The sequence below is a fragment of the Brevibacterium sp. HMSC22B09 genome (genome assembly GCF_001806795.1).
Classification (GTDB): Bacteria; Actinomycetota; Actinomycetes; order Actinomycetales; family Brevibacteriaceae; genus Brevibacterium; species Brevibacterium ravenspurgense.
This window is the reverse complement of sequence record NZ_KV786013.1, coordinates 41469-67627: the sequence shown is the minus strand read 5'-3', so window position 1 is coordinate 67627 and position 26159 is coordinate 41469. Positions and strand designations below refer to the sequence as shown.

22 protein-coding genes are annotated in these 26159 nt (G+C 63.2%); 6 read left to right on the top strand and 16 right to left on the bottom strand.

What is annotated here, in order from left to right; all coding sequences use genetic code 11:
• Positions 1-348: 348 nt before the first annotated feature.
• The 3 genes from HMPREF3087_RS05440 to HMPREF3087_RS05430 form a co-directional block, all read right to left on the bottom strand.
• Positions 349-723 (bottom strand): ectoine synthase, encoded by a 375-nt coding sequence (locus HMPREF3087_RS05440; RefSeq protein WP_061940897.1) that lies wholly within the window; start codon positions 721-723, stop codon positions 349-351.
• 170 nt (positions 724-893) lie between these two features.
• Positions 894-3683 (bottom strand): type I DNA topoisomerase, encoded by a 2790-nt coding sequence (gene topA, locus HMPREF3087_RS05435; RefSeq protein WP_070428363.1) that lies wholly within the window; start codon positions 3681-3683, stop codon positions 894-896.
• Positions 3684-3793: 110 nt separating this feature from the next.
• Positions 3794-5545 carry a DUF7059 domain-containing protein gene (locus HMPREF3087_RS05430; RefSeq protein WP_083272055.1) on the bottom strand — a complete coding sequence of 584 codons (1752 nt, stop codon included), beginning with the start codon at positions 5543-5545 and terminating at the stop codon, positions 3794-3796.
• A gap of 75 nt (positions 5546-5620) precedes the next feature.
• Here HMPREF3087_RS05430 and HMPREF3087_RS05425 point away from each other — a divergent pair, with 75 nt between their 5' ends.
• The gene (locus HMPREF3087_RS05425; RefSeq protein WP_070428362.1) at positions 5621-8035 is read left to right on the top strand and encodes a DEAD/DEAH box helicase; all 2415 of its coding nucleotides are present in this window, start codon (positions 5621-5623) and stop codon (positions 8033-8035) included.
• Positions 8036-8127: 92 nt separating this feature from the next.
• Here HMPREF3087_RS05425 and HMPREF3087_RS05420 read toward each other — a convergent pair whose 3' ends face one another.
• The 5 genes from HMPREF3087_RS05420 to HMPREF3087_RS05400 all read right to left on the bottom strand — a co-directional run bounded on the left by HMPREF3087_RS05420 (position 8128) and on the right by HMPREF3087_RS05400 (position 11743).
• Positions 8128-8931: a 3-oxoacyl-ACP reductase gene (locus tag HMPREF3087_RS05420; RefSeq protein ID WP_244878104.1), complete on the bottom strand. Its 804-nt coding sequence runs from the start codon at positions 8929-8931 to the stop codon at positions 8128-8130.
• Between the two features lie 63 nt (positions 8932-8994).
• Complete coding sequence (locus HMPREF3087_RS05415; RefSeq protein WP_062020159.1) at positions 8995-10596, bottom strand: SLC13 family permease; 1602 nt, start codon at positions 10594-10596, stop codon at positions 8995-8997.
• Positions 10597-10689: 93 nt separating this feature from the next.
• Positions 10690-11085 (bottom strand): hypothetical protein, encoded by a 396-nt coding sequence (locus HMPREF3087_RS05410; protein WP_239232859.1) that lies wholly within the window; start codon positions 11083-11085, stop codon positions 10690-10692.
• Positions 11082-11471, bottom strand: a complete 390-nt coding sequence (locus HMPREF3087_RS05405; RefSeq protein WP_082790993.1) for a TadE family protein — start codon at positions 11469-11471, stop codon at positions 11082-11084. The genes HMPREF3087_RS05410 and HMPREF3087_RS05405 overlap by 4 nt, the downstream gene beginning before the upstream one ends.
• 56 nt (positions 11472-11527) lie before the next feature.
• The gene (locus HMPREF3087_RS05400; RefSeq protein WP_019174483.1) at positions 11528-11743 is read right to left on the bottom strand and encodes a DUF4244 domain-containing protein; all 216 of its coding nucleotides are present in this window, start codon (positions 11741-11743) and stop codon (positions 11528-11530) included.
• Positions 11744-12573: 830 nt separating this feature from the next.
• Here HMPREF3087_RS05400 and HMPREF3087_RS05395 point away from each other — a divergent pair.
• From HMPREF3087_RS05395 to HMPREF3087_RS10815, 3 genes are all read left to right on the top strand, one after another.
• Positions 12574-13122 (top strand): RNA polymerase sigma factor, encoded by a 549-nt coding sequence (locus HMPREF3087_RS05395; RefSeq protein WP_019174482.1) that lies wholly within the window; start codon positions 12574-12576, stop codon positions 13120-13122.
• Between the two features lie 169 nt (positions 13123-13291).
• Positions 13292-14101: a hypothetical protein gene (locus HMPREF3087_RS05390; RefSeq protein WP_019174481.1), complete on the top strand. Its 810-nt coding sequence runs from the start codon at positions 13292-13294 to the stop codon at positions 14099-14101.
• Positions 14102-14137: 36 nt separating this feature from the next.
• Complete coding sequence (locus HMPREF3087_RS10815; RefSeq protein WP_070428361.1) at positions 14138-14644, top strand: peptidase inhibitor family I36 protein; 507 nt, start codon at positions 14138-14140, stop codon at positions 14642-14644.
• A gap of 87 nt (positions 14645-14731) precedes the next feature.
• Here HMPREF3087_RS10815 and HMPREF3087_RS05380 read toward each other — a convergent pair whose 3' ends face one another.
• The 8 genes from HMPREF3087_RS05380 to HMPREF3087_RS05345 all read right to left on the bottom strand — a co-directional run bounded on the left by HMPREF3087_RS05380 (position 14732) and on the right by HMPREF3087_RS05345 (position 23368).
• Complete coding sequence (locus tag HMPREF3087_RS05380) at positions 14732-15175, bottom strand: hypothetical protein (RefSeq protein WP_231863257.1); 444 nt, start codon at positions 15173-15175, stop codon at positions 14732-14734.
• Positions 15162-16259, bottom strand: coding sequence for a DUF3238 domain-containing protein (locus HMPREF3087_RS05375; protein WP_231863256.1), 1098 nt, complete (start codon positions 16257-16259; stop codon positions 15162-15164). Before HMPREF3087_RS05375 ends, HMPREF3087_RS05380 begins: the two co-directional genes overlap by 14 nt.
• Positions 16260-16907: 648 nt before the next feature.
• On the bottom strand, positions 16908-17582 hold the full coding sequence (locus HMPREF3087_RS05370) for a type II secretion system F family protein (RefSeq protein WP_141738882.1): 675 nt from the start codon (positions 17580-17582) through the stop codon (positions 16908-16910).
• Positions 17549-18271 carry a type II secretion system F family protein gene (locus HMPREF3087_RS05365; protein WP_070428359.1) on the bottom strand — a complete coding sequence of 241 codons (723 nt, stop codon included), beginning with the start codon at positions 18269-18271 and terminating at the stop codon, positions 17549-17551. Before HMPREF3087_RS05365 ends, HMPREF3087_RS05370 begins: the two co-directional genes overlap by 34 nt.
• Positions 18268-19494, bottom strand: a complete 1227-nt coding sequence (locus tag HMPREF3087_RS05360; protein WP_062020153.1) for a TadA family conjugal transfer-associated ATPase — start codon at positions 19492-19494, stop codon at positions 18268-18270. Before HMPREF3087_RS05360 ends, HMPREF3087_RS05365 begins: the two co-directional genes overlap by 4 nt.
• A complete protein-coding gene (gene ssd, locus HMPREF3087_RS05355; RefSeq protein WP_062020151.1) occupies positions 19491-20507 on the bottom strand; it encodes a septum site-determining protein Ssd in 1017 nt (338 codons plus the stop codon). Before ssd ends, HMPREF3087_RS05360 begins: the two co-directional genes overlap by 4 nt.
• A gap of 180 nt (positions 20508-20687) precedes the next feature.
• Positions 20688-21527 carry a Fic family protein gene (locus tag HMPREF3087_RS05350; protein ID WP_070428358.1) on the bottom strand — a complete coding sequence of 280 codons (840 nt, stop codon included), beginning with the start codon at positions 21525-21527 and terminating at the stop codon, positions 20688-20690.
• Entirely contained in the window at positions 21527-23368 is a 1842-nt protein-coding gene (locus HMPREF3087_RS05345; RefSeq protein WP_070428357.1) for a hypothetical protein, read from the bottom strand. The genes HMPREF3087_RS05350 and HMPREF3087_RS05345 overlap by 1 nt, the downstream gene beginning before the upstream one ends.
• A 255-nt stretch (positions 23369-23623) precedes the next feature.
• Between HMPREF3087_RS05345 and acs the strand changes: the two genes are divergently transcribed.
• Both acs and HMPREF3087_RS05335 read left to right on the top strand, forming a co-directional pair.
• A complete protein-coding gene (gene acs, locus HMPREF3087_RS05340; RefSeq protein ID WP_070428356.1) occupies positions 23624-25582 on the top strand; it encodes an acetate--CoA ligase in 1959 nt (652 codons plus the stop codon).
• A 159-nt stretch (positions 25583-25741) separates the two neighbouring features.
• Positions 25742-26149, top strand: a complete 408-nt coding sequence (locus HMPREF3087_RS05335; RefSeq protein WP_062020143.1) for a phage holin family protein — start codon at positions 25742-25744, stop codon at positions 26147-26149.
• Positions 26150-26159 lie beyond the last annotated feature (10 nt).

The window sequence follows — 26159 nt, the reverse complement described above, 5'->3', positions numbered from 1 at the left end:
GGTTGGCAGCAGGAACGGACGAGGCGGAGGTGCCGGTCGGGCTAAGGGTTGAGCTCGGCTGAAGGGTCGGGCTGGGCAGGGCGGCGCGGATGAGCCGACGCCGGGCACACTTCACGCGCCCAACAACGCCAAACTCACGCTTAAATGCAACCTCACGCGCTAATGCGCCGCATTAAAGCGTGAATCTGCATTAAAGCGTAAATCCAGCCGAGCCGCCGCGGCTGATCTTCAGCCCCACCCCGCCACCGCACACAGCCCCGCCCAGCAACCAGACACACAAGCGCCCGGTCAGCGTGCACAACTGCATGCTGACCGGGCGCTGTCTTTACAAGCTCAGTCTGTCGCAGCTCAGTAGCTCGAGAAACCGTCCTCACTGAGCACGTGCTTCTCGGTGCCGTCGATCGGCGGGTTGAAGATGCTCAGCAGCTCCATGTCTTCGTGGTCGGACGCACGCAGGTAGTGCGGGTCGTGCTTATCCAGGACATAGATGACGCCTGGAGTCACGGGGTACACGTTGCCATCCGTGTCTTCGACGTTGCCGGAGCCCGAAATGCAGTAGCAGGCTTCCAGGTGATTGCGGTACTCAAGCTTCGATTCGGTGCCCTTGCGCACAACGGTGCGGGCAACGGCGAAGCCCATATTGTCTTTTGCAGTCAGGACGCGCTGGCTGGTTCCAGCACCCCACTCAACAGCTTCGACATCGTTAACGGAACGAGTGAACACGGCGCCTCCTATGAGGTCGTATTGAGAATATCCGTACGTCAGTCACGCTACGAGAACACTCCTTGCGCCACAAGGCACAAGGAGCGTTCTCAGGGCTTATCAAGGATTCTCTGCGCCGACGGTCGAAGAGCAACCGCGCATGGAAGACACTCGGCCTAGCCAGTCCGCCGTTACGACTTCTTCGCAGTGCTGCTTTTCGCAGTGCTCTTCGCGGTTGTCTTCTTCGCCGTACTCGTCTTCGACGCAGTGCTCTTCGCAGTCGTCTTACGCGCCGTTGTCTTCCGCGTGGTCGTCTTCTTCTTGGCAGGCCCCTTGGCGCGCTTTTCAGCCAGCAGCTGGAATGCGCGTTCGGCGGTGATGCCTTCGACAGTGTCGTCCTTGCGCAGAGTTGCGTTCGTGGTGCCGTCGGTGACGTACGGGCCGAAACGTCCGTCCTTGAGCACAACCGGCTTTTCGGAGTTCGGATCGGTGCCGAATTCCTTCAACGGCGGCTTCGCAGCACGGCGTCCGCGGGTCTTGGGCTGAGCGAAGATCTTTTCGGCTTCTTCAAGCGTGATGGTGAAGATCTGCTCTTCAGATTCGATAGACCGGGAGTCGGTTCCCTTCTTCAGGTACGGACCGTAGCGGCCGTTCTGCGCGGTGATGTCGACACCTTCGGCGTCCTGGCCGACAATCCTGGGCAAGCTCAGCAGCTTCAGCGCTTCTTCCAGACCAATGGTGTTCAGATCCATCGACTTGAACAGGCTCGCTGTGCGTGGCTTGGGCTTCTTGGTTCCGCGCTTGGGCTTTTCGTCAGATTCCGGCAGAACCTCGGTGACATAGGGGCCGAAGCGGCCGTTCTTCGCCACAATCGTGTGTCCGCTTTCGGGATCGACACCGAGTTCACGGTCGCCGTCGCCCTGCTTTTCGATGAGCTCACGAGCTTTTTCTGCCGTGAGTTCATCCGGGGCGAGGTCATCCGGAAGCGACACTCGCTTGGGCTGATCCGGGTTGTTGCCTTCGGCTTCGAGATACGGGCCGTAGCGGCCAACGCGCAGGTTGATTCCATCGGCAATGTTCACGGTGTTGAGTTCACGCGCGTCGATGTCTCCGAGGTTGTCGACAATCGACTTCAGCCCCGCGTGACCGACGTCGGAGTCCATGCCAGCCGGCGCATCGTGACCGTCATCGGCCGTGCTGCCGAAGTAGAAATCACGCAGCCATTCCGCGCTGTCTTCCTGGCCCTTGGCGATTTCGTCGAGATCAGCTTCGAGCCCGGCGGTGAACTGGTAGTCCACGAGGTCATCGAAGTGCTCTTCGAGCAGCTTAACCACCGAGAACGCCAACCAGCTGGGAATGAGCGCGTTGCCGCGCGTGGTGACGTAGCCGCGGTCCTGGATGGTGGAGATGATGGCCGCGTACGTCGAAGGACGGCCGATGCCGAGCTCTTCCATGCGCTTGACCAGGCTGGCTTCCGTAAAGCGCGGCGGAGGTGCCGTGGTGTGCCCGTCGGCTTCCACGCGGTCGACCGACAGGGCGTCGCCCTCTTTGACGTCCGGCAGACGGCTCTTGTCCTTCTTGTCCGAGCCATAGCGCTCGAGGTCCTGGCCTTCTTCGTAGGCGGCGAGGAATCCCTTGAACGTGATGACGGTGCCGCTTGCGGTCAGTTCGGCGCTGCTGCCGCTGCCGAGGTCCGCGTTGATCCGCATGGTTGCGGTCGAACCCTTGGCATCGGCCATCTGCGATGCGACAGTGCGCTTCCAGATGAGTTCGTAGAGCTTGAATTCGTCACCGCGCAGCTGACTCGACACCTGGGCCGGCGTGCGGAAGTGGTCACCGGCGGGACGAATGGCTTCGTGGGCTTCCTGCGCGCCCTTCTGCTTGGAGGCATAGATGCGCGGCTTCGACGGCACGAATTCGGGGCCGTAGAGTTCGCCCACCTGACGGCGAGCAGCCGAAAGCGCTTCCGATGACAGGACCGGCGAGTCCGTACGCATGTAAGTGATGTAGCCGTTTTCGTACAGCGACTGAGCGGTGCGCATGGCCTGACGAGCACTCATGCGCAGCTTGCGTCCGGCTTCCTGCTGGAGGGTCGAGGTGGTGAAGGGCGCCGCCGGACGACGCGAGTACGGCTTGGTCTCAAGTGCCGTAACCGACAGTCGGTCCTTCGCTTCCCCGCTGAGCTTGGCAGCGAGTTCTTCAGCGTCCTGCTGGCCCAGAATGCGCGCCTTAGTGCGCGGCTTCAGCGTGCCTTCGTCGGTGAAGTCGCGGCCCTGGGCGATCTTCTGACCGTCAACGGCGGTGAGCTTAGCCGCGAAGCTTTCGGCCTGCCCGGGAGCATGCAGGTCGATGTCGAGGTCCCAGTAATCAGCCGAAACGAACGCCATGCGCTCACGTTCGCGTTCGACAACCAGGCGGGTGGCAACGGACTGCACGCGACCAGCCGACAGACCGGCACGGACTTTGCGCCACAGAACGGGCGAGATTTCGTAGCCGTACAGACGGTCGAGGATGCGGCGGGTTTCCTGCGCGTACACGAGGTCGTAGTCGATTTCGCGGGTGTTTTCGAGTGCCCGTTCAAGGGCTTCCGGGGTGATTTCGTGAAACACCAAGCGCTTAACCGGGACTTTCGGCTTGAGCACTTCCAGAAGGTGCCACGCAATGGCTTCACCTTCGCGGTCCTCATCTGTTGCCAGATAAAGTTCATCGGCTTCTTTCAGCAGCTTGCGAAGCTCGGTGACCTTCTTCTTCTTGTCAGGGTCCACCCGGTAGTAGGGCTTAAAGCCGTCTTCGACGTCGACCGCGAATTTGCCGTAGGGCCCTTTTTTCATGTCCGCGGGCAGTTCAGAGGGCTGTGGGAGATCCCGAATGTGCCCCACTGAGGCTTCGACGGTGTAGCCGTCGCCCAAAAAGCCGACAATCGTCCGCGCTTTCGTCGGGGATTCGACGATCACCAAACGACGTGGTTTCTTCTCAGCCACAGTTTTCCTTTCCACGGATACGCTGCGAATGTAGCACCGGGCACTGACACGGCGTTGATGCTGATAGCCACATCCAGGCTTCTTGCAGCCGTCACCTGACTGTAACGGTCCTACTCGAGTACAGGGTAGACGAATCCAAGCGGGAGTATGTCGCGCACTTGCTCTACCAGCTGCTGACACAGCTTGTCAGAATCCACTTCGAGCAAGGCTGCGAGCGCCCCTGCAACCGTGCGCAGAGTCATGGTCCCGTCGGCCACTCCGATAAACGCGGCGAGTGCGGTATCAACTGTCAGCGTCTGCCCGAAACCGGTTCCCTGCGCCATTTCGATGACGGACGGATTTTCGCTGCCCGGTGTGTGGTGCCTGTGTTCGACGATGTCGGAGCCGCGGACAAAAGCCGTGTCGGCTATTTCCGAGTCTTCGGCACCGGCAAGCCATTCGAGCATTGCCAGACGGGTGTCGAGGAACGCCGCCACTCCTGCCGCGTTCGCCCCGAGCGGGCCGCTGACACGATGCGCGGCAACCACCGGCTCACTGCCTGCACCCCTCTTGAACCGCACCCACCCAAACGAGATCTGCTCGACGCCGCGCGAAGCGAAGTCGTCAAGCCAGGCGGCGGTATCTGCGTTCCACTTTTCGCTGGCGCGAACCACACCGCCGTCGCGAATCCACGTGTGCGCGTAGGCGGTAGGCGACAGCTGCTCGCGTTCAATCACCATGAGCGATGTCTGGCCGACGGCAGCTGTGCCAACCGCCGCCTCGTGTGCTGATGCGGCCTCATCCTGCGCCGCCTTGTGCCAGGCAGAGGGACCGGCCTCGACATCCGGCTGGCCGGCCTCCCAGTTGCCGAGCATGGCGGCCTGCCCGCCGTCGCTCAGATGATGCGGAATGTCGCGCACGAGCGAGCGCATCAGCTGATCGCCCGGCATCCCGCCATCGCGGTATTCAAACTGCCCGCGGGCAGCCTGCGGCGTGATGACGAACGGCGGATTCGTCACCAGGAGGTCGACCGTCTTTCCTTGCAGAGGCTCCAGCAGACTTCCCTGCCGGGTTTCGATGTTGCCGACCCCGTTGATCTTTGCGTTCAGGCGCGTGAACTCCAGGGCGCGCTCAGAGATATCGGTTGCGATGACGGTGTCTGCGTGCAGCGCCAGAGCGAGCGCCTGAATCCCACAGCCCGTGCCAATGTCAGCCGCTGTTGTCACGGCTTCGCGCGGTGTGATCTCGATGAGAGTGCGCCCTGCACCGCCGAGTCCCAGCACGAAGTCGCCGTCAAGCACTTCCGGCCGTGTGAGCGTCCCGAAATCCGATGCCAGGTAGAGGGTGTCAGGTTTGCGCCTGCCAGCCAGCCGCGGCACACCCACCGGCAGGGAGTACGGAGCGATCGACACGGAACTCACGAGGCGCCGCTCGCTTTCCTCCGAGTACTCACCCGGGCTCGGGTCACCTGAGTGGGGCTCACCAGCATCGGGTGAAACCAGCAGGCCAGCAGCTTGCAGCGCGCTGACGAGTTCTGCGCCCAGAGCGTCCTCAGCGCTGGCAGTGGGAACAGCATCCGCCAGCAGAAACAGCCGCGCGACAACAGCAAGCGATGCCGAGCTTGTGCGCGCAAACCACAGGGCGGGTGCGGCATCGTTTGTCTGCAGCGCCTGGTCGACGTCCGGTCCCCACAGTGCTTTCAGACCCGGCTGCGTGTACTCCAGACCTTCCAGCGCCAAGCGCAGGCGCGCCGGCCATGCAGAGCCAGCAGCATGGCCACCGGCCACGGTCGCTCCCGAACCCCCTGATGTTTCACAGCCTGCGGACGTTCCAGCAGCCCCTGCAGAGTCAATCCGGGGCACAGCGGGCAGCGAGCTTCGCATATTTCCTTCCAACAGCAGGCGGCAGACAGCGCATATCAAGCCTACGCACAACCGGGCACATGAGAGAATGCGCGCATGCCGTCCGCTCTTACCGACCTCCTCACTCGCTTTGGCGAACGTGCCGACCGCGTGACGCACATTGAGAGCATTCCGCAGCGGCAAGCAGTTACCGGTGACTGGCCCGACTGGGTGCACGACGACGTCACCGCGGTATTCGCCGGTACGGGCATCACCAAGCCGTACAAGCACCAGGTCGAAGCTGTGAACAGCATTGCATCAGGCACTGACACAGTGGTGGCGACCGGCACCTCGTCAGGTAAGTCCCTGACCTTCCTGGTGCCGATCCTCGATTCCATAGCCCGCACCCGCGACAGCATCCGGCCGGCGACCTCCATATATCTGGCACCCACGAAAGCCCTGTCCCACGACCAGCTGACGGCGGCAAAAAGCCTTCCCCTGCAGGGACTGCGGCCGGCGGCCTTCGACGGTGACGCCTCACGCGAACAGAAAGACTGGGCGCGCAGGTGGGCGAATCTGCTGTTCACCAATCCGGACATGCTGCACCGTTCAGTCCTTCCGGCCCACTCCCGCTATGCCCGCTGGTTCAAGTCCCTGCGGTTCATCGTCGTCGACGAAGCGCACCGGTATCGGGGTGTTTTCGGTTCGCACGTGGCACTCGTGCTGCGGCGACTGCTGCGCATTGCCGAACACTACGGTGCCCAGCCGGTGGTCATCGGCGCATCGGCCACCATGAGCGAACCGGCCGAAACCTTCTCTCGGCTGACCGGTCGACCAGCCACGACAATCACCGAGGACTGCTCCCCGCGCGCCGCCGGAGAATTCATCCTGTGGGAACCGCCGCTGCTGCCAGGCTCTGACGACGGGAACCTCGAACTTCCCGCAGACGCAGCCCGCCGCTCCACGATTGCCGAAGCCGCCGACATGCTCACCGACACCACGTGCGCCGGCTACCGGTCGATTGCCTTCATCGCCTCAAGAAAAGGAACGGAAGCCCTCGCCTCGGCTATCCGCCAGGAAGTCGAAACCATCGCACCGGAACTCACCAAAACAATCGCGGCCTACCGCGGCGGGTACCTGCCCGAAGAGCGCCGCATGTTGGAAACCGCCCTGCGCAACGGCAAGCTGCGCACGGTCGCGTCGACGAACGCACTGGAGTTGGGCATCGACATATCCGGGCTCGATGTGGTCGTCATGGCCGGCTGGCCCGGCACCCTGGCCGCCCTGTGGCAGCAGGCGGGACGGGCCGGCCGCTCCGGCCAGCAGTGGTCCGCGGTTCTCATCGCCCGCGATGACCCACTGGACACCTACGTGGTCCACCACCCCGAGGCGATCTTTGACACCCCTGTCGACGCCGGCGTCATCAACCCCGCCAACCCCTATGTCCTAGCGGGTCACCTGTTGGCCGCAGCCGCCGAACTGCCGCTGACCACCGCCGACTTCCCCCGTTTCGACGCCCATACTCACCCAAGCGCCCACCACTCCACCGCCGACAGCCCCAGCGCCCACCACTCCACCCCTGACCAGCCGGAACAGACAGAGGAACCGGGCGGCGCCGCGTCATCCCAGGCAGCCCAGCTTGTCGCCCAGCTGACCGAACACGGAATGCTGCGGGCCCGCCCAACCGGTTGGTTCTGGACGAAAGCGGAATCGGCGGCAGCGCTGACCGACATCCGCGGTTCCGGCGGAGGACAGGTGCGATTGGTGGAACAGGAAACCGGCCAGCTTCTGGGCACGGTTGACGATGCCAGCGCGCACGCGCAGACACACACCGGCGCGATCTACGTCCACCAGGGCATCGAATATCAGGTGATGGACCTCGATTTGGACAACTCGGTCGCCATGGTTCAGCAGGTTTCCGTCGACTTCACAACGCAGGCGCAGTCGACAACGGAAATCAGCATTGTCGAAACCCACGACCAGTTCGCCCTGCCCAGCGGCGTGCGGGTTTTCAGCGGGATCGTCGATGTGACTGACCAGGTGACTTCGTTTGTGCGCAAACAGAAGCGCACTGGAGTCCGGCTGGGCGAATTCGAGCTCGACCTGCCGGCTCGCACCCTGCAGACCTCGGCTGTGTGGTGGACCGCCCCGGAGGGGCTGATTGCCGATGCCGAGGTGGAGGCAGCTGATCTGCCGGGTGCGGTTCACGCGGCTGAACACTGCGCGATCGGCCTGCTGCCGCTGTTTGCAGGGTGCGATCGGTGGGACATCGGCGGGGTGTCATCCGATAGGCACGCCGACACTGGCATGGCGACGGTCTTCGTGCACGACGGTCAGCCCGGCGGGGCGGGCTTTGCCGAACGTGGCTTCGCTGAGTTCCGCCGGTGGTGGCAGTCCACTCTGGACACTTTGACCAGCTGTGAATGCATCAGCGGCTGTCCCAGCTGCGTGCAGAGCCCCAAGTGCGGCAACGGCAATGAGCCGCTGGACAAAGACGCCGCCCGCCGGCTGCTGCAGCAGATGCTGGGGTGAGGGCGACAGCCCCAAAAGTGGGGCGGCGGCCCCGGAGACGAGGGCAGCCGTGTTACGCCTCGCCCACCGGGCCCCGGGCTCCCCTGCCGAACTCAGTCCATGACGAGGCCGTTGTCGACCACGAGGTTCTGGCCCGTGACCGCGCGCGATGCCGGCTGGGCGAAGAACGTGGCGGCCGAGGCGAATTCCTCCGGTGTGGTCACGTGGCCCAGCGGTGTTGTTGCTGCGATTGCGTCGAAGACTTCGTCCGGAGTGGCGGCCGAAGCGTCGGTGGTGCGCAGCAGACCGCCGGAGACCATGTTGACGCGCACGCCCAGAGGGCCGAGGTCCTTTGCGAAGGTGCGGGTCAGCGACAGCAGGGCAGCTTTGGCGGCTGTGTAGTCGTGGTAGGGCACGACGGGGTTTTGGAACAGGTTGGTCCCGATGTTGATGATCCGGCCCGAGCCGATTTCCCGGAACCCGTTCATAGCCGCCTGGATGACGTGCACCGCGCCGCTGATGGTGCCGCGGAACTGGTCGTCAAAAGCGGCATAGGAAATGGAGTCCGCGTCCGGGCGTTCGTCGCCGTTGAATGAAAAGTCGACCAGCGCGTTGTTGACCACGGTGGTGACGGGCCTGCCGAATTCTTCGCGTGCGGCATCGAACATGGCCTTGACCTCGCGGAAGTCAGTGACGTCCGCGCGCACGGCCAGCGCCTCGCCGCCTTGCGCCCGGATCTGTTCGGCAAGGCGAACCGCCTGGTCTTCCGAGTTGCGGTAGTTGATGACAACAGCCGCACCTTCGGCGTGGAAGGCTTTGACGAGAGCAGCGCCCAGCCCGCGTGCGGCACCGGTGACTAGCACCAGCTGTTCGCTCACGGGCATGGCTGCTGTTGTGTGAGCTTGTGCGTTCGTCATTGAACCTCCCTGGGTATTGACCGCCATGGTCAAACTGCGTGGACTTCCACCCTAACCCGGTCCTCAGACCAGGCCTATCCACTTCCAGTAGGTGGCGGACAGAAGCAGGACCAGCAGGTAGCCGACGATGGTGATCGGAATGCCCGATTTGAGGAACTGCTTGGCCGTGAACGCGCCGGTTCCGTAGGCGAGCATGTTCTGCGGGGCGGAAATGGGAAGCAGGAATCCGAAGCAGATGAGGAACTGCTGGATGATGACGAACCCGATTCCGCCGCCTGCCGCACCGGGGATGGACTGGGCGAGTGCGATGAACACCGGGATGAGCGCGGAGCTGAGGGATGTTGCCGATGCGAATCCCAGGTGGATGAGGATTGTGAAGATGCCGACGAGGGCGATCATGGCGAGCATCGGCATGTCGGTCACACCCAGTGCGCCGAAGGTTTTCTCTGACAGCCACGTTGCCGCTCCCGTGTTCAGCAGGAGCGAGCCGAGCGAGATTCCGACGGCGAACACGATGAGCGTGCCCCAGTTGATGAGCTTTTCTGCGGTCTTCCAGGAGAACACTCCCACGCGGGGAAGCAGGAGGAAGCCGATGGCGACGATGGTGACGGTTGCCGAGCTGAATGGGTGCAGCACTTCTTCGGTTGCCCACAGGAACAGCAGGCACACGGCGACGATGACCAGGCGGATTTCTTTTCCGGTGATGGGGCCGAGTTCGGCGAGTTCTTTTTCAACAACTGCCCGGCCACCCTGTATGTGATCGACTTCGGGTTTGATGACGCGGCGCATGATGAAGAACAGCGCGATGCTCATAAGAACCGACCACGGGGCGGCCCACAAGAACCACTGCCCCCAGGAGATCGACTGGCCCATGGAGGTTTCGATGAAGCCTGTGGCCACGAGGTTCTGTGCTGCTGCGGTTTTGATGCCGACATTCCAGATGGACACGGCCTGGGCTGCTGTGATGATGAGCAGGGCGCCCAGTCGTGAGTTGGTGGGCAGGCCGAAGGCAGCGACCATGCCCAGAAGAATCGGCACGACGGCACCTGCGCGGGCTGTTGCGGAGGGGACGAAGAACGCGAGGATCGTCGAAATGACGATCGCGCCGATGAGCACGCTGCTGGTCTTTTCGCCGGCGACTTTCAGTACCAAGAGGGCCAGGCGCTTGTGCAGGCCGGTGGCCTGCATTGCGGCGGCGAGCGCAAGTGCTGCGGCGACGAGCGCAACGGCGGCGCTGGAGAATCCGCTCAGTGCCAGTTTGATTGATTCGGTTGTGCCCATCGCCTCGGGGGATTCACCGTCGAGTGCTGGCGTGAAGGACAGCATGACGGTGATGATTCCGACGATCAGGATGGACGAGACCGTGTAGGAAACTGCTTCTGTCACCCACATGACGATTGCGAAGGCCAGCACGGCCAGACCCATTTTCCCAGCAAACGTCAGGTCGTCACCGGTGGGAATGAACATCACTCCGATGAGTGCTGCAAAAGCGATGAAGAACCAGATTGGTTTGAGGTTCAGGTGAGCGAGGAAGCCGTCGGGGTGTTTGCCGGAGTCAGCTTCTTGTGCCTGGGCGACAACCGCTTTTTCTCGCTTGGCGGATTCTGCGTCACGTGATCGCCGTTCGGCCTGTTTGCGGAGGGGGCTTTTGCCTGAGCTGGCCATAGCGCTCCAATCAGTGTGCTGCAAAGTGCAATGTTCACATTCGACGGTACGCCCCTGTTGCAAACACTGCATGAACTGCCCCGTTTTGGGTTTTCAACCGGCTGTGTGCGGCTGCGGCCCACCTGCCACGGCTGAGCGCTTCACTGCGGGAAACGGGGCTGGCAGCTTCGCTTTGACGGTGACTTTCGCCCGTCCCAGGTCAGGACGGGCAATGCAGTCGTCCATTGTGAAGCCGTCGGCTTCGATGAGTTTCTTTGCAACGTCACAGGGGTCGCCGGTACGGATTCCCCGCGCAGCGTCAGCTGCTGCCAGGGCTGCAAGGTCGGCACTGCCGTCTGCGCGCGCGGATACGAGGATGACTTTGCTGGTCAGTCCAAGCCCTGCAATGAGCACTGCCGCTAACCCCATGAGGCTGACTGCGATTGCGGGCATGGACCCGCGATCTGCCCGGCGGTGCCGCTGAGCTTGCCGCGTTTGCTGTGTGCTCATTGTGCGTCTCCGGACTGCGCGCTGCTTTCCGTGCGCGCTCTTTGCACTGCTTGCACGCGAGGGATGAGCTTCCGCATGGTCTTCGGTGTCGGGACGGTGACGGTGACGACCGTGTATTCGCCGTCTTTGCCGATTGTGACGGCGGAACCGGGGCCGGCTTTGCTTTCCGCACTGCGGCGCACTTCTGCGGTAGGTTCGCCGCGGGCGGCTTCGCGTGCGCCGGCCCGCGCAGCTTCGTAGGTGCGAAGCTGCGCGAGGCCGAGGGTGCCCACTCCGATGACCATAAGAATGACGAGCACGATAGCCGGCATGATCATGGCGAATTCGGCCGTGACGGCACCGCAGTCCTTTCCTGCGGTCCGCTTCCGGCAGAGAGCGTTTGACATACGAGCAGCGTCACGAGTGTGGCTCCCTGGGCGAAACATCGAAGTGGGCACTGCCATCACCCGCCCATGTTGAGCGCTTTGGAGATGACACCTGTGATGAGAGTTTGGATGCCCTCGGATTTCAGCACCACAACGAGCAGTGCGGCAAAACCACACGCGGCGAGTGTTGTGATCGCATACTCTGCCGTTGTCGCTCCCCTGTCTGGTTTGCGCAGGCGCACGGGTTTCTTTTCTTCTTCCATCGGAACGAGTTCCTGAACTTCGTTGTCCATCTTTTTCCTTCCTTTCTTCAGATGGCGCTTCCAGCGTGCAGGTGCGGAGCACCCGAAAGAAGAGAGAAGAAAAGCCTGGGGACAACCGCGAAGTTATCCCCAGGCTTCAGAACTGCAGTCCAGTTTCAGCCGCGTCGATCAGCAGGAGCCCTTCACCCAAACAGCACCGACATATTCGTCTGTCTGGAGTCAACCGTGGGGATCAACCCTCCGAGTTCGAATGACCCTCATTCCCTGAGCTTCAGCGCGGCAGGCACCCGCTCGCGATTCGTGAAATCTGTGATCAAGTCATGACTTGACTGCCTTCAAGGGTCGGTTCACTGCGATGTCGATGAATGCTGACGGACCGTCATTGAGCTGGTGTCTCGTTGCGAGGACTACACACGTCAGAGGAAAGGCAGCTGGAGGTGACGACAATCCCGACTCCTGCCGCACCCCCGTTCACCCGACTCCCCTCTGCCGCTGTCCCCGCCCCGCGAGGACGCTACTCCAACTGTGAGCTATAGCGGCTTCCTCTACCTTCGCTATTTTCTGAGCACAAACCCGCACTACATCGTGTTATACAGATCACATTTATGGTGGTGGCGGGCTCCTTGACTCTGTGTGGTGCACGCCTGGCCGTGGAGGACAGGTGGCACGGCTCGCTTGGGATGTAACGCGGGGACGCTGTCAGCAAATAGAAAACTGTGAGAGGTGCGATTGGGACGAGCCAGATGGGGCGGGCATGATAGCGATCAGGGCGGTCGTATCTGAAGCTGTTCTGAAGTCTCTCATCGTGCCGAGGAGTGATGTTCGGAGGGCATCGATCCGATCGATCGGAAGGAGACGAGGTGAGGCAGGAAGCCGACGGCGACAGCGTGGCGCACGCCGAGGTGTTCGCGCACTTCTATGCTCGACACTATCGCCTCGTCCTCACGGTTGCCCAGCAACGTCTATCGGGAGTCGCCGATGCCGAGGATGTGGCAGCGGAGACCTTCCGGATCACGTGGGCTCACCATCAGTCCGGAGGTGATCTCTCTCTGCCCTGGGTGTACAAAGTGTTGCGCAATATCATTGGCAACGAGTACCAGCGCGTGGCTCGTTCGACGGAGCTGTTTAGCCGGATCGGTGGGCTCAGCGGCGATAGCTCCTACAGGATGGAGACCGCAGATGCACTGGATGTTCGCCGGGCTCTGGCAGGACTGAGAGAAACCGACCGCGAGATTCTCTACATGGCCTATTGGGAAGACCTCACTCGTGCGGAGATTGCGTCGATCCTTGGGATATCGACGGTGACCGTGCGGGTACGGCTGTTACGTGCCCGACAGACGCTCAAAGCGTTGCTGTACAACGCCGTCGAGGACGCTCACAGTGAGGAGGTCAAGGATGGACGAGTTTGAACGACGCATCCGCGATGCGCGACCACTGAGTGGGCACCGACACCTCCCGTTGACGGGGCGCGCGAAACAAGAACTCGCTGACTTGGTTCTCTCCTCCCCAAATGTCCCACCAGCGAGTCGACGACTCGGGCCCAGCCCGGGTCACCCTCGACGATTCAGCCGGCGGCTGATGCTCATCGCATCCTCCCTTGCAGCGTTCGCCATAGCCGGGGGCGTCACACTCAACATTCTCCCCGACACACCGGCATCAGCGGCGACCCCACCACTGCTCGTCACCGATCACATAGATGCTTCCGCGGAAGAAATTCTCGACGAGTCAGCAAAGTTGATGTTGCAGCGCGACCCGCCGCCGAACAGGATCCGGATGGAAACCTGGGTGCTGAACACCGAAATCGACGCCAACGGCACTATTATCTCCTCGTCCGTCGAACCGCGGCACGAAGAGATCACGTTCGTCGGCGACGGGAACGTACACGTCGTAGTTACCGTTGCGCCCCCATTCCCTGGACAAAAGACCGAGCATCTGGCCACGCCGGGGACGGTGCTGTCAGACGAGACGTTCGCACCTGGCGAATTTGACACTCCTTACCCCGAAGCAGTGCCGACTGAACCGACAGAGATCGCTGACTACCTCGCCACAGTGGCAGGAAGCGAACAGCCGCTAGGAGCTGGAGAGACGATCCAGGAGGTCTCCAGCATTCTCTCCAGCAACGTCCTCTCTCGAGACCAGGAGAGCGCGCTTCTCTCCTACGTCAGCGGTCTGCCTAATCTGGAGGTCGCGGGCCGCGTCACCGACCGCCTCGGACGTGACGGCATCGCCATCCGCGCCACAGACCGCGACCCCGGACACGTCGAAGACCTACTCATCATCTCGCCCCGCGCGGGCTCGATCACCGCAGCTGAGACCATCTACATCGGCAACGACCGTACGGACATTGCGTCACCATCTGTCATCCATTACGTAGCCTGGGACCGCTGACCGGTCTCGTCTTTCTCACAAGAAAGTGACCACGACATGCGAAGAGCATCTCGCCTTACCGCCACGCTCACCTTGACCTTGATCTTGCTTCTTGCCCCGCAGAGCTCCTGGGCAGCAGGTCCGACAGACACATCGATGCAAGAACGCGTCGATGACGTAATCGAGGACTTCGGAGGCTCCCAAACCGGTTGGAACGAGGTTACCTGGGGCGAAGGCGCGATCGTGCTCACTCTCGATCCCACCGACACTGCGCCGGGCTCCACTCCCAGAGCAGCGACTGCGCGAGAGGTCTCCGCCAAATGCGCATCGGGACGCTACTGCGTCTACTCCGCAGCAGGGTTCCGGGGCAACAAACTCAGTTACGCGACCTGCCCTGCAACATATACCTCGTTCGCTGCGCTCCATGGGAAGGTGCGTTCCGTAAAGAACTCCCGCAGTTCCGGCACAGTGCTTGCCTACGCTGGTTCCCAGGTGAAGGCAACAGTCAAAGCAGGCAGAGGTGCCAGCAGCGTTTCCCGCATCACCAAGATCAGATGCTCCTGACAGCACATCGATTCCATGTGGCATCGACTGGGGAAAGTAAGTGCCCGCCGCACGAAGAAAGAGATCTTTGCGCGGCGGGCACTGTCGTCAGGCACGGCGTGGAGCCGTGACGAGGGCGGCTACAACCATCGAGATGATGAAAGATGTCCACGCCTCGCCCGTGAGGCCGAAGAAGTAGTGAATTCTCTCCAGCGCTCCGCTCACACGCATGGGCACCTGCTCGGCCACAGCATCACCGATCTCCCCGAGTAGAGCGTACGAGAGGATGAACACAACGGCCGCGAGGACCGCAGACCAGGCGACGCGACGAATCCGTCTCTCCCGTCCCCAGGTCGCGACCGCGACAACCACGACCATGACACCGGCAGCAACGACAGGCGGCCACCGGCTATCCGCCGGGACTTCCAGAAGCGCGGCGAACGCAAGGCTGTAAAGCGCCTGCGCGGCGAACCCGCCCACGAGCGCACCTCCCATGATTGCGCGACGCCGCAACATGACCTTAGATCCGTGCAGCCGATCAGTACTTTCCATAACCCACCATCTGCGCCTCGGGGCACAACCAACTCACCAGGCACGCGGCACTTGCGTACTTCCGCTGGTAGACAGTCTTCCACTTTCCACTGATCGAAGAAACGTACACCTCGTGATTCGGCATTTGACGATGACTGCCGGAAATGATGCTGTACGACCCGTTTTTGGTGATCGTGATCGTAAAAGCACCCTGAATCGAGTTGTACTTACAGAACGGGTTTCCCGCTTTTAGCCGGAAGCGAAGATCGACATCGGTCTTCGTTTTTCCGAGCTGCTTGATAGACATATCCTTTGTAGAAGCTGTCTTCGTAGCCACAAGCTTTCCCTTGGAGTTGTAAACCTTCGTTGCGCCGACGTTCTTGGAACTCCCGATGAGTCCCCGGCCGTCCCATCGAACGTTCGCGTTCATACTCGTGCGAGACGTGCCTGAACTGGCACCGAAGCCGCGGTTGTCCCCACCGAACTTGTAGCTGCTCCTATAGCTGCCGCAACCTGCCCGCGGTGCACTGAGCTTTGCTTGCGGAATGAACGTCCTGTATCTCACCGTCGATCCCGTATAAGCGGCCATTGCTTCAATCTGGGTGTTATGTTCCGCAGCCTCTGCTGCCAGGTCCGTCGAGTCAGGTACCACGACGTCGAACCCCTGGATCGTCACCTCGTCGTCGTGAAGAGGGGCTGCCCCTTCAGGAAGGATGGTCTCCACCCGATAATGATGGATTACGCCCGGGACCGCGTCCGAGTCGCGGAACGACCGCTCAGACGTTTCTGCGAGGAGTTCATCGTCGCGAAACACTGCATAGCTGCGTGACGCGTCGACACCCTCCCAGGAAAGATCAACGTGCTCCGTGTCCACCGCCGCGAGCGCTCCATGATCGGCGAGAGAAGCATCAACGATCACTGTCTCATCGCCCTTGAACGTGCCGAGCTGCACCCCATCGGTGATGTCAGCGTTCGGTGCCGCTCGACGCCCCAAATTCCCATCGGGTTCGGCACCATCGATGACAAGGTCACCACTGGACAGCGCGTCGAGCGTGTACTCAGCGTCTTGACCGTTCGGACCTTCTGCATGCGCTGGCGCGACCATGCCCGCTACGAACACCCCCGCTGCGATCGCAGACGCACACGTCCACACAACTCGTCTTCGTGGTCTCATGGCTGTTCCACCTCCGGAGTCTCCAGGCGCGCGGGACTGTCCCACGCGCCCTCACTGGTCTTATTTGCCGACCTGCGCTCCGCGTTACACCCCGCCACGTCGACCACCACATCCCTGTCACGGCCACCCCTGCGACCTCCCAACCGCGGGCTGTGGCGTAGACACGACAGCCAGCCTCCTGCCGTTCCACCCCACGCTCGGTGCCCTCAGGACCGTCACTGATCCTGACGTACACCACCGCCGGCAACGACGATGCTGATCCCGTAGCCTGTTCCTGCTCTTCGTGGCCCATGTCCTGGCTCCACCTTCCTACTCGTGTGAAAGGTAGGCGCGTTTACAGAACCTCGGCTAGCTCAGCACTGCTCACGGCGCTTCCAATCAATCTCGACGGTGTCGGAGGCAGACTCAAAGGTGGTGCCCCGCCTGACGTATCCAACAGGGTGAATGATGACCGTCATGAGCGCCTCCACCACTGAACGCCGACGCGAGAGCGTTCACTCCTCATCGTTCCACCACGCACGGGCGTCCACGACTCCGACGAGTTCGGCGAGCGGATCGATGTCGACCAGCAGGAGCCCTTCACCCGAACAGCACCGACATGTCGTCGATGAGGGTGAGCACCACGGGAACAACGCCCAGCAGAATGAACGCCGGCAGAATGCACGCCCCCAGCGGAATCACCAGCTGCACTCCAAGTTTCGCCGCCGCCAGCCTCCGGCGCTGATGTTCAGCCCGGCGTAGGTCGTAGGCCATAGCGGACAGCAGGCCGGCAAGTGCCGCTCCGGTCTGGGCAGAGAAGCGGATGAGCACAATGACTTCGCTCAGATGCTGATCGTCAAAATCCGTCTGTCCCAGCTCAAGGGCTCGGCTCAGCGCACCCAGATTCGACCGGTCACCGCCAGCCGCAGCGGCCAAAGCCAACGCTCGCCCAATCGGCAAACCCGCGCGAAGACAGATGGCGGTGAGCTCAAGGTCGAAGGCGAGCGCCTCAACATCAGATTCGCCGGGGTCGCTCTTCTGCTCACGACTGAGCCCCAGCAGACCCTCCAACAAACCTGAGGACCTCTTTTCTTCGCCCGAGCCCGCGTTCTGCGTATCAGCGCCGGCTCGATCACCAAGGCTGACTCCGCCATCAAGCACCCGCTTGAGCCGCGCATCCGCATCCCCGATCCACAGCCACACGGCAGCAGCAATGAGAACCGCGGCGACCACCCCGGCCATCACAGTGCCCTCTTCAACATCCGGCGCATCCACAGTCGACCGACCACCAAAAGAACCGCCCCGCTGATGCACGACACGGCCCCGGGAACGGAAGTCAGGAGTTCCGCCGGATCGGCGCCGATGAGCACCGCCAGACCGAGTGACAGAAGCGGCAGCGCGGTGAGCACCTTCACGGTCGACTGGGGTCCGGCCAGCGCAATGGCCCGCTCGCGGGCTGAATCCGTCTGCATCCGCGCGGTCTTTGCAAACCGCTCGAGCAGGTTTGCCGCAGGGGCTCCCGCAGATTCGGCGACGAACCACACCGACGCCATGTGAAGCAGAATGTCTTTCGACTGCGCGGGAAGACCTTCGGCCTGCGCGGAGATCGCCTGATGCGGAGCAGACCCAAGCTCAGCAGAACGCGCCGCCGTAGCCAAAGCTGCCTGCAGGTCCTCTGGCCCGGGCAGCTTCGACAGGTGTTCCAACACCGCCGCCGGTGCCGCACCCACACGCAGCAGTTCCGCAGCCCGGTCAATGACGGCGATAGCGGCCGCCGCATGTTCGTCATCAGCTGCGCCCGACTTGCGAAACCGCCGCACCAGCCCCTGCAGACCATCACCCGCACGCGTCCGAGGCCCATCCGAATCATCGCGCGGCAGCAGCTTATTCAGCCGCCTTTCGGCGGGGTCCCACACCCACAGCCCGGCCGCCGCGGCGGCCAGCAGCGCAGCGAGCACGATCATGACCGCTCCCCCTGCTTCCGCCTCAACCAGTCCACGAAACCATCCCAACCGGCACCAGCCCCGTGTTCAACGCTCCACACTGTTGCCAAGTCCGCCGAGGTGCCGCCGGCTTCCGCCGCCACCTCACCAGAAGTCTGGGGTTCGGTAGGGGCAGTGTGCTCGGCGCTTGTGCGCGCGGCGATTTCGGCGAGCCTCCTGTGCCCGTCACGTCTGCGGGTGATGTGCAGGATGACATCAATTGCCGTCATCGACTGGGAGCGCACAGCCTCCGGACTCATACCCGCAAGCGCCCCCAGTGCTTCAAGACGGGCAGGGACCGCCGACGCGGTATTCGCGTGAATAGTGGCACACCCGCCTTCGTGACCGGTGTTGAGCGCGGTGAGCATGTCGCGGACCTCAGCCCCTCGACACTCCCCGATGATCAGCCGGTCCGGCCGCATGCGCAGGGCATTGCGCACGAGGTCAGCCATTGACACTTCGCCCATGCCCTCGACGTTTGCCTGTCGGGCTGCCAGCTGAACCACGTGATCGTGGCGCACATTGAGTTCACGTGAGTCCTCAACGATGACAATGCGCTGGTCAGCCGGTATTTCGGCTAAAAGCGCGCCCAGCAGAACTGTTTTCCCGGACCCGGTTCCGCCCGATATGAGGATGTTGGCCCGCACTTCCAGCAGCTCCAGAAGAACCTCGGCGATCTCCGCGGTAAGAAAAGACCGCTCAATGAGCTCTGACAGTCGAAAGCCTTTGCTGCGGGGCACGCGAAACGACATCACGGTGTGCTCCCCTGCAAGCGGCGGGATGAGTGCGTTGAGCCGCACTCCGTCGGGCAGGCGGACGTCGACCAGGGGCTGGGAGTCGTCCAGGCGCCTCCCGCCGAGTGCTGCTAAGCGCACAGCGAGAGCCCGCACATCATCTTCGGTTCCCAAGGACAGCGGTACGGGCACCAGCCCGCTTCCCCTGTCCACCCAGACGTCCTGCGGGCTGTTGACGAAGACGTCCGTTGTTTCGGGCTCATCGAGCAGTGACTGCAGCGGACCGGCCCCACCCAGCTGAGCCGAGATCCGGCTGACCAGCTCCAAGAGCTCAGCCGAACCGACCACCCGGCCGCTGCGGGCGAGCGCGGTTGCAACAGATCCCGCTGTCACCGGCCCGGGGTTTTCCAGCAGGTGGGTTCTGACATCGCGGATGAGCTCCGCATCGAGCCATTGACCGTCAAGAGTCACAGCGAACCGCCTTCCACGATCTTTTCGGCCACACGCCCCACGTGGGTGCGTGCAATCGGCAGGCCTTCGCCGCGGTCAACGGCGGCCGCTGCCTGTGGGTCGTCCTTGATGACGCCCACCAGCGGCAGTCCGATGGTGTCGGCCACGAGTTCGGGCCGAACACCACCCCTGCCGGCGTCGCGCACAGCGATGCGCACGGCCGAATTGACCGCTTCCAGACGCCGGGCGACCCGCGATGCCGCAACCGCGGCGCGCACCCTCCCGGGCACCACCACGGTGAGTTCGCTGCACATGCGCGCCCACTGCACGGGCGCGTGCCGCGGTAAATCGACGACCACCAGCTCAAAGGCCTGTTGCGCGGCAGTCATAACGGCTTCGAACACTTCCGGGGTGAGCTCTTCCGTTCCCGTCCGATCCCACGACAGCACGGCCAGTCCCTCTGTGCGCGGCAGTGAATCTCGCAGAGTCGACGGCCGCAGTCTGCCGCGGGAAGCCGCCAGGCTGGGCCAGCGCAGGCCGTCTTTGCCCTCTGCACCCAGAACGAGGTCGAGCCCGCCTCCCAGCGGATCGGCATCAAGCAGCACCGTGTCGATGTCCTGCGCGGCGGCACTGCGAGCGACCGCGCAGGCGAGCACCGAGGTTCCCGCTCCCCCGACTCCGCCGACGAAACCCCACGTCTGCGCGGGCTCTGCCGGGGGTTCCACGGCGTTGATCATGCGAATGGTCAGCCATTCCGCACCGGCGGGCAGCACAGCCACGGTGTCAGCCCCCAGCCGCGCCGCGGTCGCCCACACCGCGTTGGACTGCGTCAGCGTCACAAGGACGGTGGGCACGTTGCCGACGTCCGGGGCTTCTGTGATGTCATCGCCGATCAGAACGAGTGCGGCATCCTGCCATCCGCCGTTTTCCGGCAGACGAATATCGAGCCCCAGGCCGATGCCGTCTGCCAGCGCGGCACAGTGATCAATGAGGCTGGGCACTCGGGTGAAGAGCACTACGCGAGGTCGATTCATGCCTCCACGATCGCGCCGTCTCTCAGCCCCGAACACCCGCAAAAACCCGCTGTGGACAAACGCTCCCCTATCCACAGCCGGCAGCACCCAAGTCACAGACAAGGCCGAGGTGGAACTCCCCAGGAGTTCCACCTCGGCCTTTGTCGTGGAGCGGCACGGCCGCCGACGCCTGCCGAGAGCTCAGGTGCGCGGAATGCGGCCGGCCTGCACGCTCTGGCAGATCTGCACACCTTCGCCTACGCCCTTTTCCACAGCCTCTGCGTTCATAGTGATCCAGCCGATCACGTCCCGACCGCTTGTGTAGGCGGCACCGGCTTCGCCGTAGCCTGCGGCATCGGACAGCAGCGCCGCTTCCGGCACTGCAACACCCGTCACATCAACGCCTGAGGACACCATGTGGATGCGGAACAGGGCGCGGGCAATGAGTCCGTTGCCGATCACAAACGGGCGCATCGCGAGGATCTCTCCGTGCAGAATGCACGCAACCACGAAGCCGGGCAGGCTTTCGTCCTGCAGCAGCGCTTCGAGGTCGGCCAGGCGCTGCTGGACTTCGTCAGGGCTCGGGGCTGCGGGAAGTCCGCCCATGTCACCGGGCTCTTCGCCGGCGCGGCGCGGCCTGCCCAGCTGATCGTCGTCAGCCAGGCCCGCCCCGGCCGCCAGGCTCAGCCTGGCCAGGTGACCCATAAAACCAGAGCGCAGAGCGTCCGGGGTCTGTGACAGTTCGTCGGCGACGGCAGCCACCCGCACCGCGGCGGTCAGCTGCACACCCGACATGTCGTCGGTGACTTCACGCCCAGCGCCGATGACCTCGCGCACATAGTTCAGCGGGTAGCGAGCACCCTCCAACGCGGCCGAGGTGCGCGCAGCCCGCACTGTCGCTTCGGCGCGGCATTCCGCCATCCGCTTGCGCAGCGCGTTGTGCCAGCGCAGCTGCGTGCAGGCGGTGCGGACCCGCTCGACGGCCTCTTCGACCGCCGGGACCTGCGCCAATGCGCGCAGGGCCTGTGAAAGATCCGTCATCAGCCGCGCTCAACTCCATGGACGTTGCGCAGTTCGCCGATCCGACCGTCTTCGCTCTGCACCGTGAACGAATCGCCGTTGTCCGCCATCGCCAGAATCCACTTTCCGGGCTCCAGCTGGAACGCCGGGTTGCCGGCTGGGTCAACGGCCACGCGCGGTTCCGGAACCGCAAACCAGAACGGGGTCTGCTGCGGCTGGGCTTGCTCGGACTGAGACGTGGGGAACGCCTGGAACAGCTGGGTCTCTTCCTGAACGGGCTCTTCCCGTTCCGGCTGGGGCTGCTCCTGCCTGCCCTCGTCTGCCGAGGCGCCGCTGAGCTCGGTCGTGTCCCGCCGGCGAGCGCCGTCATCCGAAGCGGTCAGATCGGATTCGCGGCCATAGTGCTTCTCCGCGTCGCTTCCCTTGGAGTCGGCGGTGGTGGAAAGACCCGCAGCCTCCGAGGGGGAAGTTTCCTCAGCAGAAGGCGCGACCGGGTCTTCGGGAACGGGCGTGAAGTCTGCCGGAGCGGCCGACGCTGCGGCGACATCGGCAGCCGGTGCAGCAGGCTCTGCTGTTTCCGATGCAGCGGGCGCAACGGGATCTGCTGTCTCCGATGCCGCAGCAGCCGCGGGCTTCGCGGTTTCTGCCTGCGAGTTTTCGCCCGTGGGGGCCAGCGCTTGTGCAGCGTCTGCCGACTGCGACTGCGCACTGCTGGCTGACGGCTGCGAATACGCCCCGATGTGTCCTGTACCGGCGTGCGAGCCACGCGCGGCGTCGCTCTGGTTCGGCTCCTGCTGAGCGGGCGCAGATTCAGCGGGTGCGGGCTGAGCGAAACCAGGGTGTGCCGGTCCGCTCTGTGCCTGCACGTGCTGGCCGGAGCCGGGCCACTCTTGGCTCTGCTGGGCAAAACCGGGCTGTGCCGGTCCGCCCTGAACCTGACCGTTCTGAGCAGGAGCACCCGGTACAGGTCCGGGCTGACCGAAACCTGGCTGCACAGCGGGAGCCTGCGCCGGGGCGCGACGCACGGGGCGGGCCTTGGGGTGCGCGGGAACGGATTCGCGGGCGTCGAATTCAGAAGCTCCGAGTGCCGGAATCATGGTGAATACGGTGACGAACGCCGCCAGTCCGGCGCCAAGCAGACCAATGAACGCACCCCACGACGGAGTGGAAAAGGCAAACAGGTGGATGAACCGCACGAACTGCACTGCCGCACCGGACACAGCCAGGGCCGTGACGAACTGATCCGGGCTGAATGATCCGATGTGCTGCGGGAACGAACGGACAGTCTTGTTGAGAACGCCGATGAGACCGGCAGCGAGGACCGGCAGAACTCCGAGCATCAGAACACCCGAGCCGTTCAGGCTGAACGACCAGAGCCATTCATAGCTGTCCGAGTAGAACGAGTCCGTCCCCCACTTGTACTGAGGCAGGAACATGGAGACGAAAACCAGAAATGCGCCGACGGCCAGAAGGATTTCGCGAAGCCCAAACGCGGAAGGCTGCTTGGGTGCTTGAGGCTGTCCGAATCCTCCGGCGCCACCGGCGGCAGAACCGCTGGCTGCCCCGGGGGCGGATGCGTTCGCTGCTCCGGGCGCTGCACCGGCGGGCGGGTTCTGGCTGAACGCCGGCTGGCTCGCGGCGTATGGCTGTCCCTGGCTGAAGGCCTGCTGGCTTGCAGCCGGGCTCGCCCCGTATGGCTGTCCCTGGCTGAAGGCCTGCTGGCTTGCAGCCGGGCTCGCCCCGTACGGCTGTCCCTGGCTGAAAGCCTGCTGCGCGGCCTGAGGATCCTGCGGGCTGTTGTAGGGGCCGGGCTGCGAATCACCGCCGGAATAGTGCGGCTGATTGCCGTATGGACTGCTCATGCTCAATGACTCCTTAGTTCGCGGTTGGAGGGCGAGCCTGCAAACCGGGCGGGCCCCGTCAGTGCACAACGGCTATGTTTTCACACGGCGGCATGAACGTGAACTGAACAAGACACAATCGGCCTCTGCAGATCGCGCCGCGAATACATTCACCCCTTTTGCACCGAGTGCTGCCGGCGTTAGTGTGAAGATCACAGCCGCCGCGTGCGCAAAGAAGCTCACGGGGTCGGGACTCACCGACGAAACGAGGATGTTTTGGCAGACGAGAACACACAGAGCCTTTTGCAAGAAGACCGCACCTTCGCTCCCCCGCAGGCATTTGCAGACCAGGCCAACGGAACCGAAGACCTCTACCGGCGCGCAGAAGCCGATCGCCTGGGCTTCTGGGCTGACCAGGCCCGAGAACTCATTTCGTGGCACAAAGAATTCACGGAAGTCCTCGACTGGACCAACCCTCCTTTTGCCAAATGGTTTCAGGACGGCGAACTCAATGTGGCCTACAACTGTGTGGACCGGCACGTGGAAGCCGGCAACGGCGACCGCGTGGCCCTGCACTTCGTGGGCGAACCCGGAGACACCCAGGACATCACGTACGCGGAGCTTTCACGCCGCGTCAACCAGACGGCCAACGCCCTGACAGAACTGGGAGTCAGCCGCGGTGACCGCGTAGCCCTCTACATGCCGATGATCCCCGAGGCAGTCATCTCGATGCTCGCGTGCGCCCGTCTGGGTGCCGCGCACTCCGTGGTGTTCGGCGGTTTCAGCCCCGATGCCCTGCACTCGCGCATCATGGACGCTCAAGCAGAAGTCGTCATCACAGCCGACGGCGGTTACCGCCGCGGCAAGCCCAGCGACCTCAAGGCCACGGTCGACGAAGCCCTGGCCCACGGTGACACCCCTGTCCGTCACGTGCTCGTCGCACAGCGAACCGGCGAAGACGCCCACATGGTCGAAGGCCGCGACCAGTACTTCCACGATGTCGTCGACCGCCAGTCCACCGAACACTCCCCCGAGTTCTTCCCAGCCGAACAGCCGCTGTTCATCCTCTACACCTCGGGAACCACCGGAAAGCCGAAGGGCATTCTCCACACCTCCGGCGGCTACCTGACCCAGGCGGCGTACACCATGAAGTACGTGTTCGATGCCAAACCGGAAACCGATGTCTTCTGGTGCACCGCGGACGTCGGCTGGATCACAGGGCACACCTACATCGCCTACGGCCCACTGGCCATGGGCATGACAGAGGTCATCTACGAGGGCACCCCGGACTCTCCGCACCAGGGCCGCTGGTGGGAGATCGTCGAAAAGCACGGTGTCACCCAGCTGTACGCCGCCCCCACCGCCATCCGCACGTTCATGAAATGGGGCGAGGAGATCCCGGCGAAGTACGATCTTTCGTCGCTGCGCCTGCTGGGCTCGGTGGGCGAACCCATCAACCCGGAGGCCTGGATGTGGTACCACCGGGTGGTCGGCGGCGAGAAGTGCCCAATCGTCGACACGTGGTGGCAGACCGAAAACGGTGCGAACATGATCGCGCCCCTGCCCGGCGTTGTCTCTACCAAACCCGGTTCGGCGCAGCGCCCGCTGCCGGGAATCAGCGTCGACGTCGTCGACGACAAAGGTGAGCACATCGGGAAGAACCAGGCCGGCTACCTCGTCATCACCGAACCGTGGCCGTCGATGCTGCGCGGTGTTTACGGCGATGACCAGCGCTACAAGGACACGTACTGGTCGCGCTTTGAGAACATGTACTTCGCCGGTGATGGCGCGCGCTTCGATGACGATGGCGACATTTGGTTCCTCGGCCGCGTCGACGACGTCATGAACGTATCCGGCCACCGCCTGTCGACCGCGGAAATCGAATCGGCTCTGGTGTCGCACGACGCTGTTGCCGAAGCTGCTGTCGTCGGAGCGGACGACCCGACTTCCGGCCAAGCCGTCATGGCCTTTGTCATCACCCGCGGTGATTTTGCTGACGACGAAGGGGCAGAAGAACAGCTGCGGCAGCACGTCGGACGCGAAATCGGGCCGATCGCCAAGCCCAAGCGCATCTACTTTGTTGATGACCTTCCCAAGACCCGTTCGGGCAAGATCGTCCGCCGACTGCTGAAAAACCTCGCCGAGCGCAAAGACGGCGGGGACTCCTCGACGCTGGCCGACGCTTCCGTCATGACGAGCATCCAGGCGGCCGTTGATCGCGCACACAACTCCTGAGCAGGGCTCATGCACGAGCGCTTCGGGGCGGGCGGGGACTCCTCTGCCCCTCCCGAGGCGCCTGTGAGGGTCATCTCATCCCCACCTATCGTTGGTGCTGATGAACAGTTCCCACTAGTATCGTGACAAAGGCCTGCATTTCTAGGAGGACAACGCCCCATGTCTGATCGTTCCATTGCGCAAATCGTGCGGGACATTTCTGCCGACTCGAAGGCTCTGGCAGAAGAAGAAGCCGCACTGGCCAAGCAGGAGATCAAAGAGGGTTCCGTCAAGCTCGGCACCGCCATCGGTCTGACGGTCGTCGGCCTGGGCATCCTCATCATGTCCCTGTTCGTCCTCACCGCGTTCTTCGTCGCGATCTTCCACGACTTCGCCGGATGGGGCTGGTGGGCAAGCACGCTCATCGTGTTCGGCATCTACGTGGTGATCGCCTCGATTCTCATCGCAATTGCGGTACCGCTGCTCAAGAAGGGCAACCCCACGCCGACTCGCGCCATTGACCGCGGCAAGTCGGTCATCGCGGCGGTCAAGACCGCACTGACCAACCCATCGGGTCCGCGCGTGTGAATCTCTGAAC

What these genes read in the sequence shown, in the direction of transcription:
- HMPREF3087_RS10815 (WP_070428361.1), top strand. Translation starts at nt 14,138, where the DNA reads ATGCGAAGAGCATCTCGCCTTACCGCCACGCTCACCTTGACCTTGATC.
- HMPREF3087_RS05410 (WP_239232859.1), bottom strand. Translation starts at nt 11,085, where the DNA reads ATGAGCACACAGCAAACGCGGCAAGCTCAGCGGCACCGCCGGGCAGAT.
- HMPREF3087_RS05405 (WP_082790993.1), bottom strand. Translation starts at nt 11,471, where the DNA reads ATGTCAAACGCTCTCTGCCGGAAGCGGACCGCAGGAAAGGACTGCGGT.
- HMPREF3087_RS05335 (WP_062020143.1), top strand. Translation starts at nt 25,742, where the DNA reads ATGTCTGATCGTTCCATTGCGCAAATCGTGCGGGACATTTCTGCCGAC.
- HMPREF3087_RS05420 (WP_244878104.1), bottom strand. Translation starts at nt 8,931, where the DNA reads ATGACGAACGCACAAGCTCACACAACAGCAGCCATGCCCGTGAGCGAA.
- HMPREF3087_RS05390 (WP_019174481.1), top strand. Translation starts at nt 13,292, where the DNA reads ATGCTCATCGCATCCTCCCTTGCAGCGTTCGCCATAGCCGGGGGCGTC.
- HMPREF3087_RS05415 (WP_062020159.1), bottom strand. Translation starts at nt 10,596, where the DNA reads ATGGCCAGCTCAGGCAAAAGCCCCCTCCGCAAACAGGCCGAACGGCGA.
- HMPREF3087_RS05400 (WP_019174483.1), bottom strand. Translation starts at nt 11,743, where the DNA reads ATGGACAACGAAGTTCAGGAACTCGTTCCGATGGAAGAAGAAAAGAAA.
- HMPREF3087_RS05365 (WP_070428359.1), bottom strand. Translation starts at nt 18,271, where the DNA reads ATGATCGTGCTCGCTGCGCTGCTGGCCGCCGCGGCGGCCGGGCTGTGG.
- HMPREF3087_RS05345 (WP_070428357.1), bottom strand. Translation starts at nt 23,368, where the DNA reads ATGAGCAGTCCATACGGCAATCAGCCGCACTATTCCGGCGGTGATTCG.
- HMPREF3087_RS05380 (WP_231863257.1), bottom strand. Translation starts at nt 15,175, where the DNA reads ATGGAAAGTACTGATCGGCTGCACGGATCTAAGGTCATGTTGCGGCGT.
- HMPREF3087_RS05350 (WP_070428358.1), bottom strand. Translation starts at nt 21,527, where the DNA reads ATGACGGATCTTTCACAGGCCCTGCGCGCATTGGCGCAGGTCCCGGCG.
- HMPREF3087_RS05375 (WP_231863256.1), bottom strand. Translation starts at nt 16,259, where the DNA reads ATGGTCGCGCCAGCGCATGCAGAAGGTCCGAACGGTCAAGACGCTGAG.
- ssd (WP_062020151.1), bottom strand. Translation starts at nt 20,507, where the DNA reads ATGAATCGACCTCGCGTAGTGCTCTTCACCCGAGTGCCCAGCCTCATT.
- HMPREF3087_RS05430 (WP_083272055.1), bottom strand. Translation starts at nt 5,545, where the DNA reads ATGCGAAGCTCGCTGCCCGCTGTGCCCCGGATTGACTCTGCAGGGGCT.
- HMPREF3087_RS05425 (WP_070428362.1), top strand. Translation starts at nt 5,621, where the DNA reads ATGCCGTCCGCTCTTACCGACCTCCTCACTCGCTTTGGCGAACGTGCC.